At 68.5% G+C, this 24374-nt stretch carries 24 protein-coding genes and 3 pseudogenes; 14 read left to right on the top strand and 13 right to left on the bottom strand.

Annotation, left to right across the window (positions count from 1 at the left end; all coding sequences use genetic code 11):
* Window positions 1-3: 3 nt before the first annotated feature.
* From gnd to dnaA, 4 genes are all read right to left on the bottom strand, one after another.
* A complete protein-coding gene (gnd, locus tag Rai3103_RS06120; protein ID WP_338420081.1) occupies window positions 4-726 on the bottom strand; it encodes a phosphogluconate dehydrogenase (NAD(+)-dependent, decarboxylating) in 723 nt (240 codons plus the stop codon).
* Entirely contained in the window at window positions 723-884 is a 162-nt protein-coding gene (locus Rai3103_RS19170; RefSeq protein ID WP_338420080.1) for an NAD(P)-binding domain-containing protein, read from the bottom strand. The genes gnd and Rai3103_RS19170 overlap by 4 nt, the downstream gene beginning before the upstream one ends.
* A gap of 29 nt (window positions 885-913) precedes the next feature.
* Entirely contained in the window at window positions 914-2065 is a 1152-nt protein-coding gene (gene dnaN, locus Rai3103_RS06115; protein ID WP_153571841.1) for a DNA polymerase III subunit beta, read from the bottom strand.
* A 420-nt stretch (window positions 2066-2485) separates the two neighbouring features.
* Window positions 2486-3925 (bottom strand): chromosomal replication initiator protein DnaA, encoded by a 1440-nt coding sequence (dnaA, locus tag Rai3103_RS06110; RefSeq protein ID WP_228489302.1) that lies wholly within the window; start codon window positions 3923-3925, stop codon window positions 2486-2488.
* Between the two features lie 443 nt (window positions 3926-4368).
* On the opposite strand from dnaA, the gene rpmH reads away from it, so the two are divergent.
* The 8 genes from rpmH (at window position 4369) to Rai3103_RS06070 (ending at window position 10114) form a co-directional block, all read left to right on the top strand.
* Window positions 4369-4506 (top strand): 50S ribosomal protein L34, encoded by a 138-nt coding sequence (rpmH, locus tag Rai3103_RS06105; RefSeq protein WP_153571839.1) that lies wholly within the window; start codon window positions 4369-4371, stop codon window positions 4504-4506.
* A gap of 23 nt (window positions 4507-4529) precedes the next feature.
* Entirely contained in the window at window positions 4530-4868 is a 339-nt protein-coding gene (rnpA, locus tag Rai3103_RS06100; RefSeq protein WP_153571838.1) for a ribonuclease P protein component, read from the top strand.
* Between the two features lie 11 nt (window positions 4869-4879).
* Entirely contained in the window at window positions 4880-5215 is a 336-nt protein-coding gene (gene yidD, locus Rai3103_RS06095) for a membrane protein insertion efficiency factor YidD (protein WP_194793293.1), read from the top strand.
* Window positions 5216-5229: 14 nt separating this feature from the next.
* A complete protein-coding gene (gene yidC, locus Rai3103_RS06090) occupies window positions 5230-6300 on the top strand; it encodes a membrane protein insertase YidC (RefSeq protein WP_153571837.1) in 1071 nt (356 codons plus the stop codon).
* A gap of 63 nt (window positions 6301-6363) precedes the next feature.
* Window positions 6364-7008 (top strand): Jag family protein, encoded by a 645-nt coding sequence (locus tag Rai3103_RS06085; protein ID WP_153571836.1) that lies wholly within the window; start codon window positions 6364-6366, stop codon window positions 7006-7008.
* A gap of 3 nt (window positions 7009-7011) precedes the next feature.
* A complete protein-coding gene (gene rsmG / locus Rai3103_RS06080) occupies window positions 7012-7677 on the top strand; it encodes a 16S rRNA (guanine(527)-N(7))-methyltransferase RsmG (RefSeq protein ID WP_228489219.1) in 666 nt (221 codons plus the stop codon).
* Window positions 7678-8090: 413 nt separating this feature from the next.
* Entirely contained in the window at window positions 8091-9014 is a 924-nt protein-coding gene (locus Rai3103_RS06075; protein WP_153571835.1) for a ParA family protein, read from the top strand.
* Entirely contained in the window at window positions 9014-10114 is a 1101-nt protein-coding gene (locus Rai3103_RS06070; RefSeq protein WP_153571834.1) for a ParB/RepB/Spo0J family partition protein, read from the top strand. The genes Rai3103_RS06075 and Rai3103_RS06070 overlap by 1 nt, the downstream gene beginning before the upstream one ends.
* A 149-nt stretch (window positions 10115-10263) precedes the next feature.
* Here Rai3103_RS06070 and Rai3103_RS06065 read toward each other — a convergent pair whose 3' ends face one another.
* From Rai3103_RS06065 to Rai3103_RS06050, 4 genes are read right to left on the bottom strand one after another with little or no spacing between them, the layout of a single operon-like run.
* The gene (locus Rai3103_RS06065; RefSeq protein WP_153571833.1) at window positions 10264-10647 is read right to left on the bottom strand and encodes a DUF3817 domain-containing protein; all 384 of its coding nucleotides are present in this window, start codon (window positions 10645-10647) and stop codon (window positions 10264-10266) included.
* Window positions 10648-10667: 20 nt separating this feature from the next.
* On the bottom strand, window positions 10668-11453 hold the full coding sequence (locus tag Rai3103_RS06060) for an SURF1 family protein (RefSeq protein WP_153571832.1): 786 nt from the start codon (window positions 11451-11453) through the stop codon (window positions 10668-10670).
* Between the two features lie 2 nt (window positions 11454-11455).
* Entirely contained in the window at window positions 11456-12445 is a 990-nt protein-coding gene (locus Rai3103_RS06055; RefSeq protein ID WP_153571831.1) for a D-alanine--D-alanine ligase family protein, read from the bottom strand.
* A 19-nt stretch (window positions 12446-12464) separates the two neighbouring features.
* Window positions 12465-13778, bottom strand: a complete 1314-nt coding sequence (locus Rai3103_RS06050; RefSeq protein ID WP_153573630.1) for an aminotransferase-like domain-containing protein — start codon at window positions 13776-13778, stop codon at window positions 12465-12467.
* A gap of 91 nt (window positions 13779-13869) precedes the next feature.
* Between Rai3103_RS06050 and Rai3103_RS06045 the strand changes: the two genes are divergently transcribed.
* Complete coding sequence (locus Rai3103_RS06045) at window positions 13870-14526, top strand: GNAT family N-acetyltransferase (protein ID WP_153571830.1); 657 nt, start codon at window positions 13870-13872, stop codon at window positions 14524-14526.
* Window positions 14523-15260, top strand: coding sequence for a hypothetical protein (locus tag Rai3103_RS06040; protein ID WP_153571829.1), 738 nt, complete (start codon window positions 14523-14525; stop codon window positions 15258-15260). The genes Rai3103_RS06045 and Rai3103_RS06040 overlap by 4 nt, the downstream gene beginning before the upstream one ends.
* Before the next feature lie 48 nt (window positions 15261-15308).
* Here the strand turns inward: Rai3103_RS06040 and Rai3103_RS06035 are convergent, their stop codons facing one another.
* The 5 genes and pseudogenes from Rai3103_RS06035 to Rai3103_RS06015 form a co-directional block, all read right to left on the bottom strand.
* Window positions 15309-15830, bottom strand: a complete 522-nt coding sequence (locus Rai3103_RS06035) for a hypothetical protein (protein WP_153571828.1) — start codon at window positions 15828-15830, stop codon at window positions 15309-15311.
* 71 nt (window positions 15831-15901) lie between these two features.
* Window positions 15902-16150, bottom strand: a pseudogene (locus Rai3103_RS06030) (thioredoxin family protein); the annotation flags it as partial.
* 127 nt (window positions 16151-16277) lie between these two features.
* A pseudogene (gene trxB, locus Rai3103_RS06025) lies at window positions 16278-17212 on the bottom strand (thioredoxin-disulfide reductase).
* Between the two features lie 94 nt (window positions 17213-17306).
* The gene (locus tag Rai3103_RS06020; RefSeq protein ID WP_153571826.1) at window positions 17307-18314 is read right to left on the bottom strand and encodes an LCP family protein; all 1008 of its coding nucleotides are present in this window, start codon (window positions 18312-18314) and stop codon (window positions 17307-17309) included.
* A 106-nt stretch (window positions 18315-18420) separates the two neighbouring features.
* Window positions 18421-18711: a hypothetical protein gene (locus Rai3103_RS06015; protein WP_153571825.1), complete on the bottom strand. Its 291-nt coding sequence runs from the start codon at window positions 18709-18711 to the stop codon at window positions 18421-18423.
* 422 nt (window positions 18712-19133) lie between these two features.
* On the opposite strand from Rai3103_RS06015, the pseudogene Rai3103_RS06010 reads away from it, so the two are divergent.
* From Rai3103_RS06010 to Rai3103_RS05990, 4 genes and pseudogenes are all read left to right on the top strand, one after another.
* Window positions 19134-20101, top strand: a pseudogene (locus Rai3103_RS06010) (LysR family transcriptional regulator).
* Window positions 20102-20207: 106 nt separating this feature from the next.
* Complete coding sequence (locus Rai3103_RS06000; protein WP_153571822.1) at window positions 20208-21368, top strand: AI-2E family transporter; 1161 nt, start codon at window positions 20208-20210, stop codon at window positions 21366-21368.
* A gap of 35 nt (window positions 21369-21403) precedes the next feature.
* The gene (locus tag Rai3103_RS05995) at window positions 21404-23083 is read left to right on the top strand and encodes a fumarate hydratase (RefSeq protein ID WP_153571821.1); all 1680 of its coding nucleotides are present in this window, start codon (window positions 21404-21406) and stop codon (window positions 23081-23083) included.
* Between the two features lie 167 nt (window positions 23084-23250).
* Entirely contained in the window at window positions 23251-24297 is a 1047-nt protein-coding gene (locus tag Rai3103_RS05990) for a trypsin-like serine peptidase (protein WP_153571820.1), read from the top strand.
* Window positions 24298-24374: the final 77 nt, after the last annotated feature.

The following is a 24374-nucleotide window of genomic DNA, read 5'->3' as shown; positions in this document are numbered from 1 at the left end:
GGCTCAGTCGTCCTCGGGGAGGACGGCGTGCCCGCCGAACTGGTTGCGCAGCGCGGCGATCATCTTCATCGCCGGCGAGTCCGTCTGGCGGGAGACGAAGCGGGAGTAGAGGGAGGCGCTGATCGCCGGCGTCGGCACGCCCAACTCGATGGCCGTCTCCACGGTCCAGCGACCCTCGCCGGAGTCCTCCGCGTAGCCGCGGATGTCGGACAGATCCGGGTCGTTCTCGAGCGCGTGGTCGAGCAGGTCGAGCAGCCAGGACTTCACCACCGAGCCCTCGCGCCAGGACCGGAAGACAGCCGGCACGTCGGTGACCAGATCGGCGGTCTCCAGCAGCTCCCAGCCCTCCGCGTACGCCTGCATCATCGCGTACTCGATGCCGTTGTGGACCATCTTGGCGAAGTGCCCGGCGCCGACCGGTCCGGAGTGCACGAAACCGAAGTCACCGGCCGGCTTCAGGGCCTCGAAGTAGGGCATCAGCCGCTGGACGACGTCCTGCTCGCCGCCGACCATCAGGGCGTAGCCGTTCGTCCGGCCCCAGACCCCGCCGGAGACGCCGCAGTCGACGAAGGCGATGCCGTGCTCGGCGCAGTGGGCGGCCCGGCGCTGGTCGTCGGTGTACTTGGAGTTGCCGCCGTCGACGACGACGTCGCCCTCCTCCAACAGCGGAACGAGCTGCTCCAGCATCGCGTCGATGTGCTGCACCGGCAGCATCAGCCAGATCACCCGGGGGCCTGCAGACGGGAGACCAGGTCGGCCGGATCGGTCGCGTCACTCAGCTCCTGGTTGAGATCGAAGCCGACGACCTCGACGCCGGCCGCCCGCCAGCGCTCGCGCATGTTGCCGCCCATCCGGCCCAGTCCCACGAGTCCCAGAGATGTCATGTCGCGTCCGATCGTCAGTTGGGGATTGCTCAGTCAGGCAGCCGCATCAGCATGATGACGTGGCGGTAGTCGAGGAGCGGGTCACCGTCAAGGCTCCCCACGCCGGTGAGCAGGCAGGGCTTGCCCGGCTGGGTGAAGGAGAAGTTCACGTACGCGGCGTCCAGCGCGCCCAGGGCGTCGAGCAGGTACTGCGGATTGAAGCCGGCGGCGGTCATCGGGTCACCGGCGGTGTCGAGGAGAGCCTCGATCTGCTCGGAGGCATGCGCGTGGTCACCGCTGGCGGCCTCGAGGGTCACCTCGCCGTCCCCCATCACCATCCGCAGCGGCGAGTTGCGCTCGGCCACCAGCGCGACACGCTTGGCCGCGTCGATGAGGTCGGAGGTGGCGCACCGCACGGTCAGCAGGGCCTGGATCTCCATCAGGTGGCGGACCTTGGGGAACTCCCCGTCGAGCAACCGGGTGGTGATCCGGCGCTGGGTCCCGTGCGATTCACCGGCGAAGCCGATGATCCCCTCACCGCTGCCCGGCTGGGACAGCGCGATGCTCACCGACTCGCCGCCGGCCATGGACTTGGCGGCCTCGGAGAGCACCTTCGCCGGGACCAGGGCGTTGCCCCGGAAGTCGGAGCGGGCAGGGGTCCAGCTGATCTCCTTGAGGGCCATCCGGTAGCGGTCGGTGGCGAGCATCGAGAGGGTCTCCCCGTCGATCTCGACCCGGACGCCGGTGAAGATCGGCAGCAGCTCGTCGCGGCCCGCGGCGACGGCGACCTGGGAGACGGCCTCGGCGAGGGCGTCGCTGGCCACGGTGCCGGTCTCGGTCGGCATCGCCGGGAGCACCGGGTAGTCGTCGGTGGGCAGCAACTGCAGGGTGAAGTGAGCGCTGCCACAGGTCAGCTCCATCGCCGTCCCGGCGGTGTCCACCGACACCCCGGCATGCGGCAGCGATCGGGTGATGTCGGCCAGCAGGCGTCCGGACACCAGCGCGGTGCCCTCGTCGTGGACCGTGGCGGGCAGGTCGACCCGGGCCGAGGTCTCGTAGTCGAAGCTGGACAGTGTCAGCGACTCGCCCTCGGCGTGGATCATCAGGCCGGCGAGGATCGGGATCGAGGGGCGCGTGGGCAGGCTCCGGGCGACCCAGGCGACGGACTCCGCCAACACGTCGCGGTCGACTTCGAACTTCACAGGGCCTCCTGAGCGCTCTCGATGCCACCCGAAGACGTGGCCACCCGATCATATCTACAGAGCTCGGCCGTGGGTTGCGTGTCACGGGGCGTCGTCGACCCTGCTTCTACGTCCTCGGCATCGATATATGGATACAGCAGTAGTAATAGGTGGTGTGGATACTGTGGAGAAGCCGCCTCTTCCCTAGTCACGCCGGCAATGCCCGTCCACAGCGGCGGTGCGGAACCAAAAATCACACGGGTGAAAGATGTGGAGGGGCGCAGGGACTGGCCACCGGGATCCCGATCCTGTCCGCAGGTCCACCTGCCGCTGTCCACAATTGTCCACAAGCCCGTCCACAGGTGTTGACAAGGACGTCGAGAGGCAAAAAAATGCCCCCGGACTGTTCCGGGGGCATTGCGGGGTCCACACGGCGTCGGGTCAGGCCTTCTCGGCCTTCTGGCGGATCCTGGTGGTCAGCTCCGTCACCTGGGTGTAGACCTCGCGACGTTCCGACATCAGCGTGCGGATCTTCCGGTCGGCGTGCATCACCGTGGTGTGGTCGCGGCCGCCGAACTGCTGGCCGATCTTCGGCAGCGACAGGTCGGTGAGCTCCCGGCACAGGTACATCGCGATCTGGCGGGCCGTGGCGATGTTCTGCGTACGCGAGGTGCTGCACAGCTCGTCGATGCTCATGCCGAAGTACGACGCCGTCTGGGCCATGATCAGGCCCGGGGTGATCTCCGAGCCGTTGCCGGCCGGGATGAGGTCCTGGAGCACCACCTGGGCCAGCGGCAGGTCGACGGGTTCACCGTTGAGCGAGGCGAAGGCGGCGACGCGGATCAGCGCCCCCTCGAGCTCGCGGATGTTCGTCTGGATCCGCTCGGCGATGAACTGCAGCACCTCGGGGTCGATCGCCAGCCGCTCCTGCTCCGCCTTCTTGTAGAGGATCGCGATCCGGGTCTCCAGGTCGGGGGCGTGCACGTCGGCGATCAGTCCGGACTGGAACCGCGATCGCAGCCGCGGCTCGAGCGCCTCCAGGAGCTTGGGCGGCCGGTCGGAGGTCATCACGATCTGCTTCTCGGCGTTCTGCAGCGTGTTGAAGGTGTGGAAGAACTCCTCCTGCGTCTGGATCTTCCCTTCCAGGAACTGGATGTCGTCGATCAGCAGCACGTCGACCTCGCGGTAGCGGCGACGGAACTCGACGGTCTGGTTCTCCGAGATCGCGTTGATGAACTCATTGGTGAGTTCCTCGGTCGAGACGTAGCGCACCCGGGCGTCCGGATAGAGGTGGAGGACGTAGTGACCGACGGCGTGCATGAGGTGCGTCTTGCCCAGTCCTGAGCCGCCGTAGATGACCAGCGGGTTGAACACCTTGCCGGGGGTCTCCGCCGCGGCGCGCGCGGCCGCATTGGCCAGCCGGTTGGACGGCCCGATGATGAAGTTGTCGAACGTGTACTGCGGGTTGAGGCGGCTGTTCTCCAGGACGGCCCCGTTGAGGTTGCCGTCGCGACTGGTGCCCGGGTTGGGTCGCGGGACGAAGGGGCCCACCCGACCGCTGAAGGCGACGTCCTCGTTGGACCACTCGTCGTCGAGCTCCTCGTCGGTCGTCGATTCCGGTGCTTCCAGCGGCAGTTCCGCCAGGTCGAGGGCGATGTCCGGGTCGACGGTGACGGCGAGCCGGGTCATGTGCCGGAAGCAGTCGGACAGGGCTTCCTCGATGCCGGGACGCAGCCGGTTCTCGAGCTGGTCTCGGGTGTACTCGTTCGGGACGGCGACCATCACGGTGTTCTGGACCACGGTGAGCGGCTTGGTGTTACGCAGCAGGCCCCGGTGGCGAGCCCCGGAGTGCTTCACGATGTACGCCCACGCCTCCGGCAGCTGGTCAGTGGTGAACCGCGGGTGTTCGGGGGTCGTCCCAGTCACGCGTGCCCTTTCCTGTCCTGGATGCGGTCCTGCATGCGCCGCGTCCACACATCTTTCCACAGGTGTGGAAAACGGCTGACGCCCCTCTGTGGCGAGGCCACGGGGCTGCTCCTGGGGGACTGGTGTGCGGTTGTCGGCGGAGGCCGGAAGGCTCGAGGGTACTCGGACGGTCAGACCCGCGCAAAACCACCACAGGCCTTCTCGCCGGCTGGTCGGCGTGTCGTGTGGACAACGTCACCAGGCAGGATTCTTGCACCGGGTGGTGTACGGGGGCCAGCGGTTCGCTGAATTGCCTTTGGCGCCCCCTCCGCGTACCGTGGACCGGTCACCACCGTGGTGTCCGTTCGCGTATCGGCCCCTCGGTACGTCCTGTCGATCTCAGTACTTGGGAGATATTCGTGAGCAAGCGCACCTACCAGCCGAGCAACCGGCGCCGGGCCCGTACCCACGGCTTCCGCACCAAGATGCGGACCCGTGCCGGTCGCGCCACCATCGCGCGTCGTCGCGCCAAGGGTCGCGAGAAGCTCTCCGCCTGAGCGTACGACGAACCGTCGCACGGATGTTGCCCAATGGCGCCCGGATGCGATCCTCCGATGAGTTCAGGCTCACGGTGCGTCGCGGGATCCGTGCGGCCAAACCGAGTGTCGTGGTGCACGCCCGCCTCGGTGACAGCCCGCCTGCCCAGGTGGGCTTCGTCGTATCCAAGGCTGTGGGGAACGCTGTGACCCGGAACCGTACGAAGCGACGCCTGCGCCACCTGGCCGCCGGTCGGCTGGCCGGGTTGCCGGCGACCGCGCGGGTGGTCGTCCGGGCGCTCCCGCTGGCCTCGGCCGAGCCGGAGCGTTTGGTGGACGACTTCACGGCGGCGTGGGATCGCGCCGTCGCGCGGGCTCGCTGAAGGGGTTCGGGATGAGGTACGTGCTGATCGGCCTGCTGAAGCTGTACCGCGCCCTGATCAGTCCTCTCTACGGGCCGGTCTGCCGGTACTACCCGTCATGTTCGGCCTATGCCCTGGAGGCGGTGCGGGTGCACGGGTCGATCAAGGGCAGCTGGCTCGCCGCACGACGGTTGGGCCGTTGTCATCCGTGGGCCGCCGGTGGCTACGATCCGGTACCGGGAACACCCGCAGCCGAGGAGTGGGCCGAGGAACAGGCGGCCAAGGCACAGCTGGCCGCTCACGGTCTCCACTACGCACCGGGCGTGTCTGCCGGCCCCGATGATTTGTCCACCCGTTCGACGTCGTAGAGGTCTGCACCGTTATGGATCTGTTCCAACCGCTCCTGGTCCCCCTGGCCGGGATCAACGATTTCTTCAGCGCCATCGCGCAGCCGCTCTACTGGGTGGTGTCCGGCATCATGGTCGGCTTCCACTGGTTGCTGGCACCGATCTTCGGCGCGGGGACCGGCGCCGCCTGGGGCATGTCCATCGTGCTGCTGACCGTGGCCGTGCGCGCCGCGATGATCCCGCTGTTCGTCAAGCAGATCAACAGCACGCGGGGGATGCAGGAGCTGCAGCCCAAGCTGCAGGAGCTGCAGAAGAAGTACGCGGACGACCGTGACCGCCTCGGCCAGGAGACGATGAAGCTCTACAAGGAGGAGGGCGTCAATCCGATGGCCTCCTGCTTGCCGCTGCTCATCCAGATGCCGTTCTTCCTGTCCCTGTACCGGGTGATCGACGGTGCCGCCCGCGGTCAGGCTCGCGGCTCGTGGCTGTCCGGCCCGGAGCACCAGGCACTGCTCGACTCGCTGACCCACGCGACCATTTTCGGGGTGCCGCTCTCGGCGAAGTTCTGGCCCTTCGACGGCGGTTTCGGCGGCGCGCAGGTGCTCACGGCCATCATGACGATCGTCATGGTCCTCGCGCAGTTCTTCACCTCCCGCCAGATGTACCAGCGGAACATGTCGCCGCAGGCGATGTCCGGTCCGATGGCGCAGCAGCAGAAGATGATGGTCTACCTGCTCCCCGGCATGTACATCTTCTTCGGCGCCACCATCCCGGTCGGCGTGCTGATCTACCTGCTGACGACCACGGTCTGGTCCTTCGGCCAGCAGGAGTGGATCATCCGCAACAACCCCTCCCCCGGCACCCCCGCATACCTCGACTGGGAGGAGCGGATCCGGGCCAAGGGTCTGAACCCCCGCAAGGTGCGCCCCGGTGACAAGCTGACCCGCGCGCGGATCGCCGAGCTCAAGGCGGCGGAGGCCGCCGAGGTGGCTGAGCGCGACCAGGCGGCGCCGAAGAAGGAGAAGAAGACCCCTCCGCCCTCGGTCGCCACGCGGAACCAGCCGGCGCAGACCACGCGGGCCAAGCGGAGCAGCAAGAAGAAGTAGCGGGACGCGCCGCGCGGACGCGTACCCCCCTGGATTTCACCGTTCCCATCGAGGAGTTTCCCCATGACCGATACGGATGTCAGCGCTGAGACCGTCGACCCGTCACCGGAGGACGCCGCACGAGTCGACCCTGTCGAGGGGCACGAGGCCGAGCCGGACGACGTCGTCGCGGATGTCGACCCGGAGGACGCCGAGGGCGACGAGGGCGACGAGGGCGACGACGAGGCCGAGGATGAGGACGACGAGCCGGAGGGTCCGCTGGACGTCGAGGGCGAGGTGGCGGCCGACTACCTGGAGGAACTGCTCGACATCGCGGACGAGGACGGCGACATCGACACCTTCGTGGAGTCCGGACGGGCGCACGTCTCGATCCTCACCGACAGCGATGTGCTGATCGGCCGCAACGGCGAGGTGCTCGAGGCCCTGCAGGAGCTGACCCGACTGGCGGTGCTGGTCGAGACCGGACACCGCAGCCGGCTGATGCTCGACATCGGTGGGCACCGTGATCGACGCCGCCAGGAGCTGCAGGAGATGGCCGCCGACGCGATCGAGGAGGTCAAGGAGACCGGTGAGTCGGTGCGCCTGACTCCGATGAATCCGTTCGAGCGCAAGATTGTCCACGATGCTGTCGCCGCCGCCGGACTCTTCTCGGAGTCCGAGGGCGAGGAGCCCAACCGTCGGGTCGTGGTGATGACCACCGAGGACTGAGACATGTCCGAGACGATGCCGCCCGGCGAAGCCCAGGTCGAGATTCCCGACCCGGACGTCGTCCGGGCGGTTTTCGGTTCCCAGGAGCCGGTGATCCGTGCATACGCGGACATCCTGGCGACCCGTGGGATCGAGTGGGGATTGATGGGGCCGCGGGAGACGCCGCGGCTGTGGGAGCGCCACCTCTTCAACTGCGCCGCGATGATGGACCTCCTCCCCCACGGTGCGACCGTCGCCGACGTGGGTTCCGGGGCAGGCCTGCCGGGACTCGTCCTGGCCATCGGCCGGCCCGATCTGAAGGTGAGCCTGATCGAGCCTCTCCAACGTCGGGTCACGTTCCTGCAACTCGCTGTCGAGGAGTTGGGCCTGCAGGACCGGGTCGAAGTGCTGCACGGGCGCGCTGAGGAGTTCGACCCGGGCGTCGGGTTCGATGTCGTCACCTCCCGCGCCGTCGGGGCGCTGACGAAGCTGGTGGGCTGGTGCCTTCCTCTGGTGCGGTCGGGTACCGGTGGTCAGATCCTGGCGCTGAAGGGCGCCAGTGCCGCTGCCGAGGTGGAGAAGGCGGACAAGGAGCTGCGCAAGGCCCGGCTGAGCGCGGAGATCGTCAGCGTACGCGCCGACGCACGGACCGAGCCGACCACTGTGGTCAGGCTGCGCCGGGGGGCTTGAGGTCAGGACCGGCCTGCTGGAGTTCGCCAGGAGCGATTCTGGGCCAGGTTCACGGTCGACCTCGGGCTTGCCCGGTCCGGGAGGCGGCTCATGATCATGCTGGCGCAAGACGTTCCGGCCCTTCCTGACCCGTGTCGCGGCGCGGTGTTTCACGGGAAACCTTCCGCGATCCGCGAAGCGTGAGTCCTTGAGGCGTTGCTGCCGTCGTATGCACAACTATGCCTTATGAACTAGACAGGCTTAGAAAACGCGATCCAGGGTGATTTGCAAGCGCCGTCACCTCGGGACGATGCACGAATGACGCTGATGTGATTTCATGGATGTCGTACGGTGAACGGTTCGACCGTGGTGTCAGAACCGTGGATTAGGGTGGAGCCCCACGCTTCCCCGCCAGCCATGAAAGGTCCTTGTACATGGCTCTTCTAGAACAGCACACGTCCCTCCCGCAGGGGCCGAAGCGCGCTCTCTACGAGTCCGACGAGATCCCCGAGGTCGAGCGTCCCGACGACCTGGACGATGTTTCACGTGAAACAGGCTCCCTCCCCCGGCCGACGTCTCCGCGCGTCATTGCAGTGGTCAACCAGAAGGGTGGAGTCGGTAAGACCACCTCGGCGGTCAACCTCGCTGCCGGCCTGGGGTTCGGTGGTCTGAATGTGCTCCTGGTCGACCTCGACCCGCAGGGGAACGCCTCCACCGCGGTCGGCGGAGAGCACCGCAACAGCGAGCCCGGGACCTACGAGGTCCTTCTCGACAGCGATCGGATCGCGGACCACGTGCAGGTCTCTCCCGAGGCGCCCAACCTCAAGGTCCTGGTGGCGACCATGGACCTCGCCGCCGCGGAGATCGAGTTGGTCTCCGTGGTTTCACGTGAAACACGCCTGAAGCGGGCGATCGATGCGTACGTCGCCGAGAATGATGTCGACTACGTCCTCATCGACTGTCCCCCGTCGCTGGGCATCCTCACCGTGAACGCCTTTGTCGCAGCGCGAGAGCTGCTCATCCCCATCCAGTGCGAGTACTACGCACTCGAGGGCCTGTCCCAGTTGCAGCGGTCGATCTCGATGGTCCAGGCCAACATCAACCCCGACCTGGTGCTGCGCACCGTGCTGCTGACGATGTTCGACGGCCGGACCCGACTGTCCTCGGATGTGGCGTCCCAGGTCAGGCAGTTCTTCCCGGGCGAGACGATGGAGACCGTCATCCCCCGCTCCGTACGGATCGCGGAGGCGCCCAGTTACGGACAGACGGTCCTCACCTACCAGCCGGCCTCGGCCGGCGGCCAGGCCTACCTGGCAGCAGCGGAAGAGTTGGCACGACGTGGAGCGGAGCAGGACTGATGGTAGAACGACGGGCAGGACTCGGCCGAGGGCTCGGTGAGCTGTTCCAGCGGACCGATCTGGACTCGCCACCGCATCCGGTGGACCAGCACGTCATCGTCGACCCGCAGCGCGGGCAGAGTGACCTGTCGCCCACCGGGGTCGACCTGGTGGTCGGCGGCTCCCGCCGCGCCGATGACGGACCCGAGAGTGAACAGATCACGGCAGGGGCGCCACTCCCCCAGTCGGGGCCTGCCGACGAGCCCACCGAGCCCACCGACGCCCCGGCTGTCGTGGACCCTGCCAACGGCTACTACGCCGACATTCCGATCGAGCGGATCCACCCGAATCCGCGTCAGCCGCGGCAGATCTTCGAGGAGGCCGCACTGCAGGAACTGGTCGGTTCGATCCGCGAAGTGGGCCTGCTGCAACCGATCGTGGTCCGCCAGGACGGCGAGGACTCCTACGAACTCGTCATGGGTGAGCGGCGCTGGCGCGCATCCTCCCTTGCAGGTCTCGAAACGGTGCCGTCCATCGTGCGGGAGACCGCCGATGACGACATGTTGCGCGACGCGTTGCTGGAGAACATCCACCGGGTCCAACTCAACCCGCTGGAAGAGGCGGCGGCCTACCAGCAGTTGATGGAGGACTTCGGCTGCACCCAACTACAGCTCGGGGAGCGGATCCGGCGTTCGCGCTCGCAGATCGCGAACACGATCAGGTTGCTCAACCTGCCTCCCGCGCTGCAGCGGCAGGTCGCCTCGGGCGCCCTGTCGGCAGGTCATGCCCGCGCGTTGCTGGGTCTGCAGGACCGGTGGGTGCAGGAGCGGCTGGCCCGCCGAATCATCACCGAAGGTCTCTCGGTGCGCGCGACGGAAGAGCTCGTAGCGCGGGAGCTCCGCGGGGGCCCTCGTCCCGGCCGCCGATCGGGTCGTGACACCGATCCGCGACTGCTGGAGCTGTCCAGCGAACTGGGTAGCTACTTCGACACCCGCGTCGAGGTCACCCGGGGTGCGAAGAAGGGCAAGATCGTGATGGAGTTCACCTCCGAGGAGGACCTCGAGCGGCTGATGGGGCTGCTCCGTCAGCCGGCCGACCAGCCGGCGACCCGGACCGCTTGACGATCACAGAAGGGCCCCTGGGAGCAGTCCCAGGGGCCCTTCTGCTGCGCACGACAGGTGCCGGGCGAGCTTGACTCGGTCAATATCGCCGTATCTAGGAAATCCTCAAGAAGGTAGAAGATAACGCCATCGTCCGCCGCGTGCGGAGCTCAGCGGGCCTCCCCAGTGACGCCGGACGTCAACTCGTCCGCGGCGACGGCGTCAGAGGCGGCCAGCGTGGAGCGAACATTGCGGGTCGCATAGCGTTCTGCCACGAAGGACAGGAAGGGCACCGTGCCGGCGAGGGCGATCAGCAGCAGGTTCCGCCACGGCCAGTGCATGCGCCGCCCGAGGTCGTACGCCGTGATGAGCAGGGCCATGTAGAGCCAACCGTGCGCGACGCCGAGGTAGGTGACCATCGTCGGGTTGTGCCACACGTACTTCAGCGGCATGGCGACGCAGACGAGAAGGACGAGCAGGCAGCCCACCACCCATGCCATGACGCGGTAGCGGGTGAGAGCGGCCAGGATTGCGGGGCGGTTCTGGGGATCCATGTTCCTCTGTTCCTAACGGGTCACGACATCCGATCGGGATCGGGTCCTATCTCATCGTGCGTGATGAGACCAAGTTCAGCGAGTCGACGCCGGTCGGCGGCACGTCCGATGTACGTCGCCAGGTAGATGGCGAAGCCGAGCGCGCAGGCGGCGAAGACCCACCACTGCAGGGCGTAGCCGAAGTTCTGGACCGAGCCACGGCCAGACGGCAGGTGCGGTGTGGCCGGCTGCAGCCCCTGGGCGGCGGCCTGATCGGCGGGCAGGGTGACGTAACCGGCGATCATCGGATCCAGCCACCGCTGCACCAGGACCGGCAGGTAGACCGAGCCGATCTGGCCGCTCGGCAGGGGCCGCGAGACCTGCTTGTCGGAGGCCAGCAGGACGCCCCGCTGCGCCACCTCCCCGGCCGGCGGGGCCGGGGGAGTGGTGCCGGCCGACTCGCCGCGGACGACGGGCACGAGCGTGCCGTCGTCGGTCTTCAGCGGCGTGAGCACTCGGAAGGTCCCCGGCTTGCCGTCCACCGGGATGAGCAACTGCTCGGCCGGGACGTACGTGCCGGTGAATTCGACCGTACGTCCGTATCCGTCGGTGATCTGCTGGCCGGCGCGCGCGACGTCGGTGAGGGGGACGGGCGGCTGCTCCATCCGCGCCACTGCGCCGCTCTGGCCCTGGTTCTCGAAGACCTGCATCTGCCACAGGCCGAGGCCGATCATCACGGCGGCGAGGACCAGCCCCACCACGAGCAGCGCGCCCTGCTGGATCCGCGTCTTCACCAGACCGGCGCGGGCCATGACGTCCGACGACATGCTCAGCGGAGGCGGGCCTGGCGCACCAGCGCCTCACAGACCTCGCCGAGGTCGAGTCCGGCCGCCTCCAACTCCAACGGGACCAGGGAGGTCTCCGTCATCCCGGGGGCGACGTTGCACTCGAGGAAGTGCGGCACGCCGTCACGGATGATGATGTCGGTGCGGGAGATGTCGCGCAGCCGCAGTCGCTCGTGGACGCGCAGCGCCATGTCGGCACAGGCCGCGGCCACATCGTCCGGCACCTGCGCCGGGGTGATGAAGCGGGTGCTCCCGGCGGTGTAGCGGGAGGCGTAGTCGTAGTCACCGGAATCGGGACGGATCTCGACGGCGGGCAGTGCCTCGGGCCCATGGCCACGGTCGATCACGGTCACGGCGACCTCGATGCCCTCGATGTAGGTCTCCACGACGGCCACGTCCCCGTACGCGTACGCCCCCACCATCGCCGAGGCGAGCTCCTCGGGACCGTTCACCTTGGAGCAGCCGAGCGAGGAACCCGACCGGGACGGCTTGACGAACATCGGGAAGCCGATCGCCTCACCCAGCGCGTCCATCAGGGCGCGGGCACCCAACTCGCGGAACACCTCGTCGGGCAGGGCCACCTGCTTCGGCGTGGTGAGACCGATCCCGGCGATCACCGACGTCGCGATGGACTTGTCGAAGGCGACGCGGCTGTCGGCACCGGTGGCGCCCACGAACGGCACACCGAGCAGGCCGAGGACCTCGCGCAGCGACCCGTCCTCGCCGGTCGCGCCGTGCACCACAGGGAACACCACCGGATCGTCCAAGTCCCGCAGCAGGGTGACCAGATCGGAGTTCACGTCCGACTCGAACACGGTGCACCCGCGGTCACGCAGGGCCTGGGCGACGCGTCGTCCGGAGCGCAGCGACACCTCCCGCTCGTGGGAGAGGCCGCCGGCGAGCACGACGATGGTGCCCAGATCGGCGCCTGAGGGGGTCACAGTGGTCTCGATCTCTGTCTCGTTCGCGGTCATCTCTACTCCTCGACGCTCGTCACGCCTGGTCGGGGTGGGGGCTGTTCGACTCGACGTTGTGCACGGCGTGGGCGCCGGGGTGGATCCCGAACGTACGGTTCAACTGGGATTCCCGGTTGAGTACCTCGCCGAGGCGCCGCACCCCCTCCCTGATCCTCTCAGGCGTGGGGTAGCAGTACGACAGCCGGATGTTGCGGGCGCCGAGGTCATCGGCGTAGAAGGCCGTGCCGGGGGTGTAGGCGACCCGGTTGGTGACGGCGCGGGGAAGCATCGCCTGGGAGTCGATGCCGGCCGGCAGCGTCAGCCAGACGAAGAAGCCGCCCTTCGGGTGTGTCCAGCTGCTGCCCGCGGGCATGTACTCGGTCAGGGCCTTGAGCATGGCGTCGCGTCGCTCGCGGTACATGTCGCGGAAGACGACGATCTGGTGGCGCCAGTCGTGCACCTTCAGGTACGTCGACACCGCGTACTGCGAGAACGTCGGCGGGGACAGCGTGGCCGACTCCTGCGCCAGCACCAGCTTCTCCCGGACGGCGTGGGGGGCGAGCACCCAGCCGACCCGGAAACCGGGGGAGAAGGTCTTGGAGAACGACCCCATGTACAGCACCTGGTCGTTCTCCATCGACCGGATCGCGGGCAGTCGCTCGCCCTCGAGGTCGAGCAGGCCGTACGGGTTGTCCTCGACGATGAGCAGCCCGGTCTCCCGGGCGATCTCGAGCACCTGCTTGCGGCGCTCCAGGGACATGGTGATGCCGCTGGGGTTGTTGTAGTTGGGGATGGTGTAGAGGAACTTCACCTTCTTGCCCCGGGCCGTGAGGGTCAGCACGGCCTCCCGTAGGCGTTCCGGCACCAGGCCGTCGTCGTCCATCTCGACGTGGACGACCTCGGCCTGGTACGAGGCGAACGTGCTCAGGGCGCCCACGTAGCTGGGCGCCTCCGCGAGGACGACGTCGCCCGGGTCGCAGAAGATCCGGGTGATCAGGTCGAGGCCCTGCTGGCTGCCCACGGTGACGGTGACGTCGTCGGGGTGGGCGCGGATGCCCTCCTCGGCCATCACCTCACAGATCTGCTCGCGCAGCATCGGTTCGCCCTGGCCGGAACCGTACTGCAGCGCCTTCGGACCGGCGGGGGACTGGATCATGTCGCTCAGCGCGTCGGCGACCATGTCGAGGGGGAGATCCGCGATGTTCGGCATGCCGCCGGCGAGCGAGACCACCTCGGGCCGGTTCGCGACGGCGAAGAGAGCTCGTACGGCCGACTCCTTCATGCCGAACGCTCGGGCGGCGTAGCGGTCGTGGTAAAGGTCGAGTCGGGTGTCGCGGCGTTGGTGTTCCATCGAGCTCACCCCGCCCAGTGTGCCACTCGGGTCCGGTGGGGGCGGACGTGTTCACGTTGTCCGTGCCGTACGCGGGAATAGGATGTGAGTCATGGCCGGCGCGGAGCAGGTGAAGGTCGAGCCGTTGCAGCCCGGTGGGGTGGCCCGGCTGCCAGCGGTCTGTGCCGATTGCCCGCTGCCGCATCGGGAACCGCCCGGCGCGGGCCAGTCCTGGGTGGCCGCCGCCGAGCAGACCTGGGGCTTCTGCGGGGTGCGGGCACGGATCGGTGAGACCGGCGTCGGTCACGTGCTCATCTCCCCACCGCTGCATGCCCCCCTCCGCGGTCCGTACGCCTCGGCCGGGGTCAGCCCCGACGCCGCGGTGATCCTGCAGTTCTGGGTGGACCCCGATCATCGGGGGCGCGGCGTGGGCCGGCTGATGCTGGAGGAGTTGGCCGCCTTGCTCGTCCGTCGCCACGTCGCGGGCCTGGAGATCCGGGCCTCCCGCAGCGGCGCGACGTGTGTGGCGCCACCGCTGGAGTGGCTCGAGGACCACGGCTTCCGGGTGCTGCGGGAGGACGCCGTCTCGGCCCGACTGCGGATGGACCTGAAGGCCACCCGCTCCTGGCTGCCGTCCTGGTCGGGTCTGCTCGATGCCGTGCGTGGACTGGTCGGGCGCCCGGCGCCGGCAGGGCCGGAACCGGCCCGGCGTCCCGCCTCCGGCCCCGAGCCGGCCCATCGGAGCCATCCCCGTAGGCTGTCCCCGTGAATGAGAGTGTCGAGGACATCCGGGACCGCGTCGCTGAGGCGGCTCGCCAGATCCTTCCGCAGGCCCCGAACGGTGCCGGGGCCCAGGTCGCCCCGCTGAGCGAGTTGCAGCTGCGGGTGACGTACCGGGACGGGAGTTTCCGGATCCTCGACGTCGGCGGCCTGGTGGCCGTCGGCAACACCACCGGCAAGGCGATCCACGACTGGACGTACGCCATGCTGGTGAGCACCGGCCCGCTGCCGTCGCACGTCCCGGTGAACGAGCTCGCGCCGACCGTCGTCGGGACCGACCTGCCCGGCTGGATCCTGTCGCGACCGGTGGGGGAGGGGCTGCTCGAGGCCATCGCCCACGGCGAGGGATACGTCTCCGAGGCTGACCTGTCGGCCTGGGAGGTCGACGCCGACCAGATGTTCTCGGCCGTCCGTGGCCGCTTCGCGCTCACCCCGTTCGAGCCGCAGACCCGCGAGGACGGCGTCGTGCTCGTCTCGTCGCAGGACTGGACGGCGAGCGCCTGGGCGTTCTACCCGACGGTGCTGAAGATGGCTCTCGGTGTCTTCGACGCCCCCGCGATGGTCTGGATCCCGGACTCGGGGCACCTGGTCTGCGCCTCGGTGAACAACCCTGCCGCGATCGAGGCGGCCCGGACGCTCGCCGCCGAGATCCACGCCGGCTCGCCGCGGCCGCTGTCACTGGACGCGTACATCGCCCACAGTCACCGGCTCGAAAAGGCCTAGGCGTCAGCCGATCTCACTGGGAGACACGTGAGGAGGCGTCAGCCGATCTCACTGGGAGACAATCGCCTTCACGACGACGGTGCTCTCCGAGACGACCTGCTCGAGGGTCTGGTTGGCCAGCCCGACACCGACGACCCCGACGTTGTCGTTGCGGACCACGCAGACGTCCTGACCGGTGGTGTAGCGGCCGCAGAGGCCGCCCCCCACCTGTCGGACGGCGGTGATGCCGAGCTCGTCGACCACGCTGGAGCTGTCGCTCACGGGCCGGACCGCCATCACCAGGAGTTCCTTGTCGCTGCCCTTGTAGTAGGTGCCGGTGACGCTCTGGGCCTGGCCCTTGCCGAGCGGCATGGTCGTCGGCGAGGGCTGGGCGTTGGGATCGATCAGCAGGTCGCCGGCGGCCTTCGGCAGCACGATCGGCGTCGCGGCCGGATTGGCGCTGGACGACTTCGACCCGGCTTGGGACGACAGCCAGCCGATGAGGACCACGACGCCGAGCACGACGATCGCGGCGGCGACCGAGACCATGATGGTCATCTGCTTGGTGGACGTGTCACGGACAGTGCTCATCGGGATCCTCCGGTCGGTGCCCGGTGTTCCGGGATGCGGGTCAACAATAACCGCCCTCCAGGGGCGCATCCTCAGACGAGGACGGCCTCCACGGCCTCCTGCAACTCGAGCTTCGTCTTGGCGCCCTGGAAGCGTCGCACCTCGAGGCCGTCGACGAAGATCTGGATCGTCGGGACACCGCGGACGCCCTCGGCCTCGGGGGTCACGGTGTTCGCATCGGTGTCGAGGCAGAGGAACCGGACCCGACCCCGGTAGCGCGAGGCCAGTTCCTCGAGGATCGGCTGGAGCTGGCGGCAGGGGGAGCACCAGGTCGCCCAGTAGCCGACGACCACCGGAACCGGCGCGCCGAGCACCAGTTCGGCGAAGGTCGCGTCGGTCACGTCGTCCAGGGTCAGGTTGTCCACGGGGCGGGAGTCTAGCCCCGCCCCGTGACACCGCTGGACGCTCTCAGAGTCCCTGTGCGGCGAGCCAGCGCTCCGCGTCGAGGGCCGCGGCGCAGCCGGTCCCGGCGGCCGTGATGGCCTGCCGGTAGGTGTGGTCGACCACGTCCCCACAAGCGAAGACGCCATCGAGGTTGGTCGCCGTGCTGTCCCGGGCGACGCGTACGTAACCGCCCTCGTCGAGCTCCACCTGGCCACGGAAGAGCTCGGATCGGGGTTGTGGCCGATCGCGATGAACAGGCCTTCCACAGGAACGTCCTTCATGTGACCGGTCGCCGTGTCCTTGAGAGTGACCGACTGCACCTTGGCGTCGCCGTTGATGCTGACGACCTCGCTGTTCCACGCGAAGGAGATCTTCGGATCGTCGAGGGCGCGGTCCTGCATGATCTTCGAGGCGCGCAGCTGGTCGCGGCGGTGGATCATCAGCACGGAGCTGCCGAACCGGGACAGGAAGGTGGCCTCCTCGACGGCGGAGTCGCCGCCGCCGACGACGGCGATGGGCTTGTCGCGGAAGAAGAACCCGTCACAGGTGGCGCACCAGGAGACGCCGTGGCCGGCCAGCCGGTCCTCGTCGGCCAGTCCGAGGCGCCGGTAGCCGGAACCGGTCGCCAGGATGACGGCCCGGGCATGGTGGGTGTCCTCCGCGGAGTCCTTGACCACCTTGACATCCCCGGTGAGGTCCACGTCGATGACGTCCTCGGTGATGAACTCCGCGCCGAACTTCTCGGCCTGGGCCCGCATGGCGTCCATCAGCTCCGGGCCCTGGATGCCCTCGGGGAAGCCGGGGAAGTTCTCCACCTCGGTGGTCGTCATCAGGGCACCGCCCGCGTCCACGGCTCCCTCGATGACCAGCGGCTTCAGCTGGGCGCGGGCCGCGTAGATGGCGGCGGTGTAACCCGCCGGCCCGCTGCCGATGATGATCAGGTCGCGTACGTCACTCATGGGTGTCCTCGTTCGGGGGTCGGTCGCCGTGACAACCGTTCTGCCGCGACCATTATTCCTGCTGACCCGAGGGACGGATCAGCCGAGGGACGGATCAGCCCTGCGGGTACTTGGTGCGGTACTGGTCGACCGTGTCGTTCTTGAGGGCCGTACTGAGCTCGGCCAGCTTGGCCTGGTCGACGTTGTCGATCGACTGGCGATCGGGCGACCAGCCGGTCCCCGACACCGGGGCCTGCAGCAGGTAGATGTCGTCTCCGGTGAGGCCGCGCAGGGACATGCCGGTCTTCAGCAGTTCGGTGTCGGTCAGTCCCGAGTCGATGGTGAGGTACTTGGAGAAGCTGGAGACGAAGCTGGTGAACTGCCCCGGATTGGCGAGGACGTCCGCGCTGAGCGCCTTGCGCATGATGGCCTGGACGACCGTCCGCTGCCGCTCCGCCCGGTCGAAGTCGCCGCGGGGCAGGTCGTAGCGCTCCCGTACGTACGCCAGCGCCGCATCGCCCTGGATGGTGATGTCGCCGGCGGGGAAGGCCATGTCCTGCTTGCTCGCCCGCGGGTTGTTGACGGTGACGCCGCCGAGCGCCGTCGTCATGTCCTTGAATCCCTGGAAGTCCGTCATGGCGACGTGGTCGATCGGCACGCCGAGCAACTGCTCCATCGTGCGGACGGTCAGGGCCATCCCGCCCCAGGAGTAGGCGGCGTTGATCTTCGCGGTGCCGTGGTCGGGGATCGGCACCCACATGTCACGCGGGAAGGAGATGATCGTCACGCTCTTGCGGTCCGCGGGGACGTGGACCAGCATCAGGGCGTCGCTGCGCCCGCGTTCGTAGTTGGCGTCGCGGGTGTCGGTGCCCATCACGATGTAGTTGAGGGCGTCGCCCTGCTTGGCCTCGGGGGAGGTGGTGATGATGCCGCTGCTGCGGTGCACGTTCTGGTCGAAGCTGTTGCGGATCGCGCCGAGGTAGATACCCAGCGCGCCGACGCCGATGAGGATGACGGCCAGCAGGGCGCCGATCGAGATCAGGACGGGGTGGTGGCGCTTCTTCCGCACCCCCGCTGGCCCCGGTGGGGTGGGGGCGTCGGCTGCGTGGGGGCTGTCGTTCATCGGAGTACCTCAGATCGCCTCTTGGTCGATGTCGGACCGGGTGCCGAACGGACGGGATCCCGGACCCGGACATCGGGTGCTGGACACCAGTGTGGCGATTCGAGGCTCAGTTCCCAATTGCGGAGCCGTGGAATTGGACCGCTTTGTGTTGGCCGTCACTCGGATCCACCGCAATCGTCACGTTACCGGCATCCGGCCGAGGAATCGCGAAGCCGACGTGGACCTTGCGTTGTTCCCCGGCCGGTACCGGGCCGGCGAAGCCCACGCCGAACGTTCCGCCCGCGTCACTGAGCATCACCGCGCCGACGACGTCGCGGTAGTAGCCGTGGATGATGACGCCTTGGGCCTCGTACGAGGACGCGGTCCGGTTGGTGATGACGACGTCCGCGGCGACCACCTGTCCGGCGGTGCCCTCGGCGCCGGTGACGCCGGCGGGGCGGTGGCCGCGGTGATGTTGTCCACCTGGATCGCCAGGCCGCCGGGGAAGTCGGCCGCTTGGTCGAGGGAGAGCTTCTCCCCGACCGGAGGAGTCGTCGGGGCCGAGGTGAGGTCGGGGGCCGGCGTGGCGGAAGGGCTCGGAGTGGCAATCACCGCCGTCACGGTGGCGGAGGGAGTGGCGGTGGCGCCACTCTGGTTGCTCGCGCCCGGCGCGGAGCAGGCCCCGACGAGGGGAACCAGGAGGAGCAGTGCGGCCGCGCCGTTTCGCATGTCCAGACGTTAGCCCACGTCGGGCAGGCCCCGGTCGATGGCGCGCTGGGCTCCTGCGACGATTCACGCGAACTTATGGATAGCAGAAGAAGTATCACGTAGACTCGTTGCATGATCGAGGTCAAGCATCTGCGGCTCATCGCTGCCATTGACAAATACGGCACCCTGTCCGGGGCCGCCCGGGAGCTCGGCCTCTCCCAGCCCGCGATCACCCAGCAGATGCAGCGCCTCGAGCGTGAGCTCGGCACGCCGCTGGTGACCAAGCAGTCGCGGGGGGTGAGTCTCACCTCCGCCGGGCGGGTGTTGCTGCGGCACGCCGGCCAGGTGCTGCCGTCGCTGTCCCGCGCCGAGTCCGAGATCGCCGCCATCGCGGGTCTGCGTGGCGGTGAGATCCGGATCAGCGCCTTCGCGTCGGGGGCGGCCGCGTTGCTGCCGCGCGCCCTGGCCCGGATGGCCGACGAGCACCCCGGCATCAGCTTCCGCCTCGGTGAGGCGGAGACGGAGGAGTCCCTCGACCTGCTGCGCAAGGGCGACTGCGAGATCGCGCTGGTCTACGAGTACCACTCGGAGAACATGACCCTGCGTCGTCCCGACATCCCCCACGAGCCCGACGAGATCTGGCAGACCGCATTGGAGGAGCACATCTGGCTCGCCATGCCACGGACCCACCCGTTGGCGGTGGAGGCGGAGGTCGACGTCAGCGAGCTCGAGGGGCCCGCTGGATCTCGGGTTGTCCCTCCTGCCAGGGCAACCTCGTCGACGTGTGTTCGGTCGCCGGTTTCCAGCCCGACATCACGTACGAGACGGACGACTACATCGCCCTGCAGGGACTGGCCGCGGCCGGTCTGGGCGTCGCGCTGCTGCCCGACCTGATGCTGATGGCGACCCGGCACGATGCCGACCTGGTGCTCAAGCCGCTGCTGCAGAAGCGTTTCCGCCGGGTGTCGGTGGTGACGACCCGGGCCCTGGCCTCGGTGCCCGGGGTGACGGAGACGATGCAGGCGATCGTCGGGGTCGGGCAAGGCCTGTTGCTGCCGGAGAAGGTGCTGTTGCCGGAGAGCGTCGCCGAACCGGCCTGAGCCGGCTGACCGGGGGGGGCAGGGCGTAGTGGGCGACCGGGGCTCGTACGACCGGAGCCGGGCCGACCGGGGACCGACGCTGGCCCGGGACGACGCACGGCTACCGATGGGAATCAGCCTGATCCTCATCGCGGCCGCGCTGGTCGTCGTGGCGGTCGGGCTCCGCTACACGGCCGGAATCGTCGGGCCGACCTTTTTCGCCCTGACCCTCGTCCTCACCGTCGGTCCGCTGCGCCAGCGGCTGGTGCGCTGGCACCTGCCGGGGTGGCTGGCGAGTCTGCTGATGCTGCTCCTGCTGTACGCCATCATCTTCGGGATCCTGGCCGGCTTCGCGGTGTCCATCGTCCAGCTCGTGCAGGTCCTGCCCCGCTACGCGGGCACGGTCAACGAGATGTCGGTCCAGGTGCTGGGGTGGCTGGCCGAGCGGGGGATCGACACCTCCAACGCGGACCTGCTCCTCTCCCAGGTCGATCTCGGGCGCCTCATCGGCATCCTGCAGAGCCTGCTGGCCGGGGTGTCGTCAGCGGGCACGATCATCTTCGTGCTCGCCATGGCCGTCGCCTTCCTCCTGGTCGACTCGACGGCGATGGAGGGCCGGCTGGCCTCGCTGCGGCAGTACCAGCCGTACCTGGCGGCCGCGCTCGGCGACTTCGGCTACCGGGTGCGCCGGTACTGGATGGTCAACACGCTTTTCGGCCTGATCGTCGCGGCGTTCGACACGATCGTCCTGACCGTGCTCGGCGTGCCGTTGCCCCTGGTCTGGGGACTGTTCGCCTTCGTCACCAACTACATCCCCAACATCGGTTTCGTCCTCGGACTGGTGCCGCCGGCGCTGCTGGCCCTGCTGGACGGTGGTCCCGTCGAGGCCCTGATCGTGGTCATCGCGTACTCGGTGCTGAACTTCGTTCTCCAGGCGATCGTCCAGCCGAAGTTGACCGGCGACGCGGTCGGGCTGAACACCACCGTGACGTTCGTCTCGTTGATCTTCTGGACCGCGGTGATCGGGGCACTGGGCTCGATCCTCGCGGTGCCGCTGACACTCTTCGCGAAGTCGCTGATCGTCGACTCGAGTCCTCGGCTGCACTGGGTGAACGTGTTCCTGCGCTCCAAGGACGCGGAGGAGCCGCCGGTCCGGCCGCACTGGCAGATGCGCCACGTCCCCTCGCTGCCGCGGTGGGTCCCGTGGGCGGGCCCGGACGGCGACCGGCCCGCCGGAGACGGTCGGGCCGACCCCGTCGGAGATGGTCAGGACGGCGTGGAAAAATAGCGAGCACCACCGTGATCCGCACGAAGGAGTGATCCGTGACCGAGTTCTTCTATGAGGACATGCTGCCGGCCGCCAAGCCGGACGAGACGCCGTACCGCCTGCTCACCACCGAGGGCGTGCGGACCGTGGAAGGGCCAGGCGGGCGTACGTTCCTCGAGGTCGACCCGGAGGCCATCACGCTGCTCACGGAGACGGCGATGCACGACATCGCGCACTTCCTGCGTCCGGCCCACCTCGCCCAACTGCAGAAGATCCTGGGCGACCCGGAGGCGTCGAACAACGACAAGTTCGTGGCGCTCGACCTGCTGAAGAACGCCAACATCGCCTCCGGCGGTGTGCTGCCGATGTGTCAGGACACCGGGACCGCGATCGTCTCCGCCCACCGCGGCCAGCACGTGCTGACCTCCGTCCAGGACGAGGTGCCGATCTCGCAGGGCGTGTACAACGCGTACACCCGGCTCAATCTGCGCTACTCGCAGAACGCGCCGTTGACGATGTGGGACGAGAAGAACACCGGCTGCAACCTGCCGGCCCAGATCGACATCGCCGCCGACACGCACCCGGGTCACGAGACCGAGTACGAGTTCCTCTTCATGGCCAAGGGCGGCGGCTCGGCCAACAAGTCGTACCTCTACCAGGAGACCAAGGCGATCCTCAACGAGGACGCCATGATGAACTTCCTCGACGAGAAGTTGCGGACGCTCGGCACCGCCGCCTGCCCGCCGTACCACCTCGCCGTGGTGATCGGCGGCACCTCCGCCGAGGCCGCGCTGAAGGCGGCCAAGTACGCCTCGGCCAAGTACCTCGACACGCTGCCCACCGAGGGCTCCGCGAGCGGCCACGGCTTCCGTGACCTCGACATGGAGCAGAAGGTCCTCAAGCTCACCCAGGACTTCGGCATCGGCGCCCAGTTCGGTGGCAAGTACTTCTGCCACGACGTCCGGGTGATCCGCCTGCCGCGCCACGGCGCGTCCCTGCCGGTCGCCGTCGCGGTCTCCTGCTCCGCCGACCGGCAGTGCAAGGGCAAGATCACCCCCGAGGGCGTCTTCCTCGAGCAATTGGAGTTCGAGCCGGGCCACTACCTGCCCGACGTCACCCACGAACACGTCGGCAGTGAGGACGAGGCCGTCCAGGTCGACCTCAACCGCCCGATGGCCGAGGTGCTCGCCGAGCTGACCAACTATCCGGTGAAGACCCGGCTGGCGCTGACCGGCACCCTGGTCGTCGCCCGCGACATCGCCCACGCGAAGATCCGGGAGCGGCTGGACGCCGGCGAGGAGATGCCGCAGTACCTGAAGGACCACCCGGTCTACTACGCGGGCCCGGCGAAGACCCCGCAGGGGATGGCCTCCGGCTCCTTCGGCCCGACCACGGCGGGCCGGATGGACTCGTACGTCGACCAGTTCCAGGCCGCCGGCGGTTCGATGATCATGCTGGCCAAGGGCAACCGGTCCAAGGCGGTCACGGACGCCTGCGCGAAGCACGGTGGCTTCTACCTCGGCTCGATCGGCGGCCCGGCCGCTCGGCTGGCCCAGGACTGCATCAAGAAGGTCGAGGTGCTGGAGTACCCCGAGCTCGGCATGGAGGCCGTCTGGCGCATCGAGGTCGAGGACTTCCCGGCCTTCATCATCGTCGACGACAAGGGCAACGACTTCTTCGCCTCGGTGAGCAAGCCGATCGCCCGGAACATCCCGGTGCGCGAGGGCGCCAAGTAGGGACACGGCCCGGGACGGCCATCCCGGAACGTACGCGGTCCCGCCACCCCATCGGGTGGCGGGGCGCGGCACTCACAGCAGCCGGCTGGTGACAGACCTCACACAGCGGCCCTATGGTGTGGCTGGGCACAGCGTCGTGCCCACCCCTCCACCGTTCGGGAGCCCCCATGCGCCTGCAGCCGCCCCGTCTCCTTGCCACGACGCTCGCCGTGACTCTCGCGCTCGCCGGAGCGCTGCTGGGATCGACCGGACGGGCAGCCGCGGCGCCGCCGAGTCCGGACGCGCGGTCCGAGCATCAGCGGATCGTCGACTTCTGGACTCCCGACCGGATCGCGCAGGCGGTCCCCCGTGACTTCGTCCGGGACCCGGCCACGGGCCGCTTCAGCCTCCAGCCCAACCGGGCCCCCGGCTCGACGACCACCTCGACGGGCGTGCTGGGTGCCGTCTGGACCTCCGGTGGTCTGGTGCAGACGACCACTGGCAAGGTGTTCTTCGCGATGGGGACCAGCTACTACGTCTGCTCCGGGTCGGTGGTCAAGGACGCCGATACCTCGACCTCTGTTGTCCTGACCGCCGGACACTGTGCCTGGGACAACTCGACGGCGACGGATCCGGCCCAGCACTGGGCGAAGAACTGGATGTTCATCCCCGACTACGCCGACAAGCCGGCCACGCTCACCGCCGACGGGAGCTTCTGCGCCAGCACGGCCTACGGCTGCTGGACGGCGCAGGCCCTGACGGTCGATCAGGCGTTCACCCAGCAGACCAGTTACAACACCACGGCCACGCTGAACGATTTCGCCTTCGCGACGGTCGGCCCGGGCGGCCTCGGCGGTACCTCGCAGCTCGACACCAAGGTCGGGGCGCAGGCGATCAGCTTCTCCAGCCCGGTGCCGTCGGGCACCAGGGTCGACCTCTTCGGGTATCCGGCGGCCAAGAAGTACAACGGCAGCCAACTGATCTACAGCGAAGGGCCGCTCGGCACCGACCCCAACAACGGCAACCTCACCTACCGGGTGGCGAGCAGTATGACCGGCGGCAGCTCTGGCGGCCCGTGGTTCGCGCCCTTCTCCGCCGGTGTGGGCACCTTGATGTCGCTGAACTCCTACGGCTACGCGGGCCAGTCGTACATGCAGGGTCCGATGTTCACCAACAAGACCCAGTCGCTCTACACCGATGCGCAGGGGGCCACGGCCAACCACATCGTTCCCTGACGTAGCGCGGCGCCGGTGTCGCCCACTTCACGCCCTGACACGGCGCATCACCCTGAGAATTGCCTTAGATTCTGTGG

Source organism: Raineyella fluvialis, assembly GCF_009646095.1.
GTDB lineage: Bacteria > Actinomycetota > Actinomycetes > Propionibacteriales > Propionibacteriaceae > Raineyella > Raineyella fluvialis.
Note: the sequence above shows the minus strand (reverse complement) of the source record. Positions and strands in the feature narration are given on the sequence as shown.

Bases quoted from the DNA above. Each gene is read 5' to 3' on its own strand.
- Rai3103_RS19170 (WP_338420080.1), bottom strand. From the start codon at position 884: ATGACATCTCTGGGACTCGTGGGACTGGGCCGGATGGGCGGCAACATG.
- rnpA (WP_153571838.1), top strand. From the start codon at position 4,530: ATGTTGCCCAATGGCGCCCGGATGCGATCCTCCGATGAGTTCAGGCTC.
- yidD (WP_194793293.1), top strand. From the start codon at position 4,880: ATGAGGTACGTGCTGATCGGCCTGCTGAAGCTGTACCGCGCCCTGATC.
- yidC (WP_153571837.1), top strand. From the start codon at position 5,230: ATGGATCTGTTCCAACCGCTCCTGGTCCCCCTGGCCGGGATCAACGAT.
- Rai3103_RS06085 (WP_153571836.1), top strand. From the start codon at position 6,364: ATGACCGATACGGATGTCAGCGCTGAGACCGTCGACCCGTCACCGGAG.
- rsmG (WP_228489219.1), top strand. From the start codon at position 7,012: ATGTCCGAGACGATGCCGCCCGGCGAAGCCCAGGTCGAGATTCCCGAC.
- Rai3103_RS06075 (WP_153571835.1), top strand. From the start codon at position 8,091: ATGGCTCTTCTAGAACAGCACACGTCCCTCCCGCAGGGGCCGAAGCGC.
- Rai3103_RS06070 (WP_153571834.1), top strand. From the start codon at position 9,014: ATGGTAGAACGACGGGCAGGACTCGGCCGAGGGCTCGGTGAGCTGTTC.
- Rai3103_RS06065 (WP_153571833.1), bottom strand. From the start codon at position 10,647: ATGGATCCCCAGAACCGCCCCGCAATCCTGGCCGCTCTCACCCGCTAC.
- Rai3103_RS06060 (WP_153571832.1), bottom strand. From the start codon at position 11,453: ATGTCGTCGGACGTCATGGCCCGCGCCGGTCTGGTGAAGACGCGGATC.
- Rai3103_RS06055 (WP_153571831.1), bottom strand. From the start codon at position 12,445: ATGACCGCGAACGAGACAGAGATCGAGACCACTGTGACCCCCTCAGGC.
- Rai3103_RS06050 (WP_153573630.1), bottom strand. From the start codon at position 13,778: ATGGAACACCAACGCCGCGACACCCGACTCGACCTTTACCACGACCGC.
- Rai3103_RS06045 (WP_153571830.1), top strand. From the start codon at position 13,870: ATGGCCGGCGCGGAGCAGGTGAAGGTCGAGCCGTTGCAGCCCGGTGGG.
- Rai3103_RS06035 (WP_153571828.1), bottom strand. From the start codon at position 15,830: ATGAGCACTGTCCGTGACACGTCCACCAAGCAGATGACCATCATGGTC.
- Rai3103_RS06020 (WP_153571826.1), bottom strand. From the start codon at position 18,314: ATGAACGACAGCCCCCACGCAGCCGACGCCCCCACCCCACCGGGGCCA.
- Rai3103_RS06000 (WP_153571822.1), top strand. From the start codon at position 20,208: ATGGGAATCAGCCTGATCCTCATCGCGGCCGCGCTGGTCGTCGTGGCG.
- Rai3103_RS05990 (WP_153571820.1), top strand. From the start codon at position 23,251: ATGCGCCTGCAGCCGCCCCGTCTCCTTGCCACGACGCTCGCCGTGACT.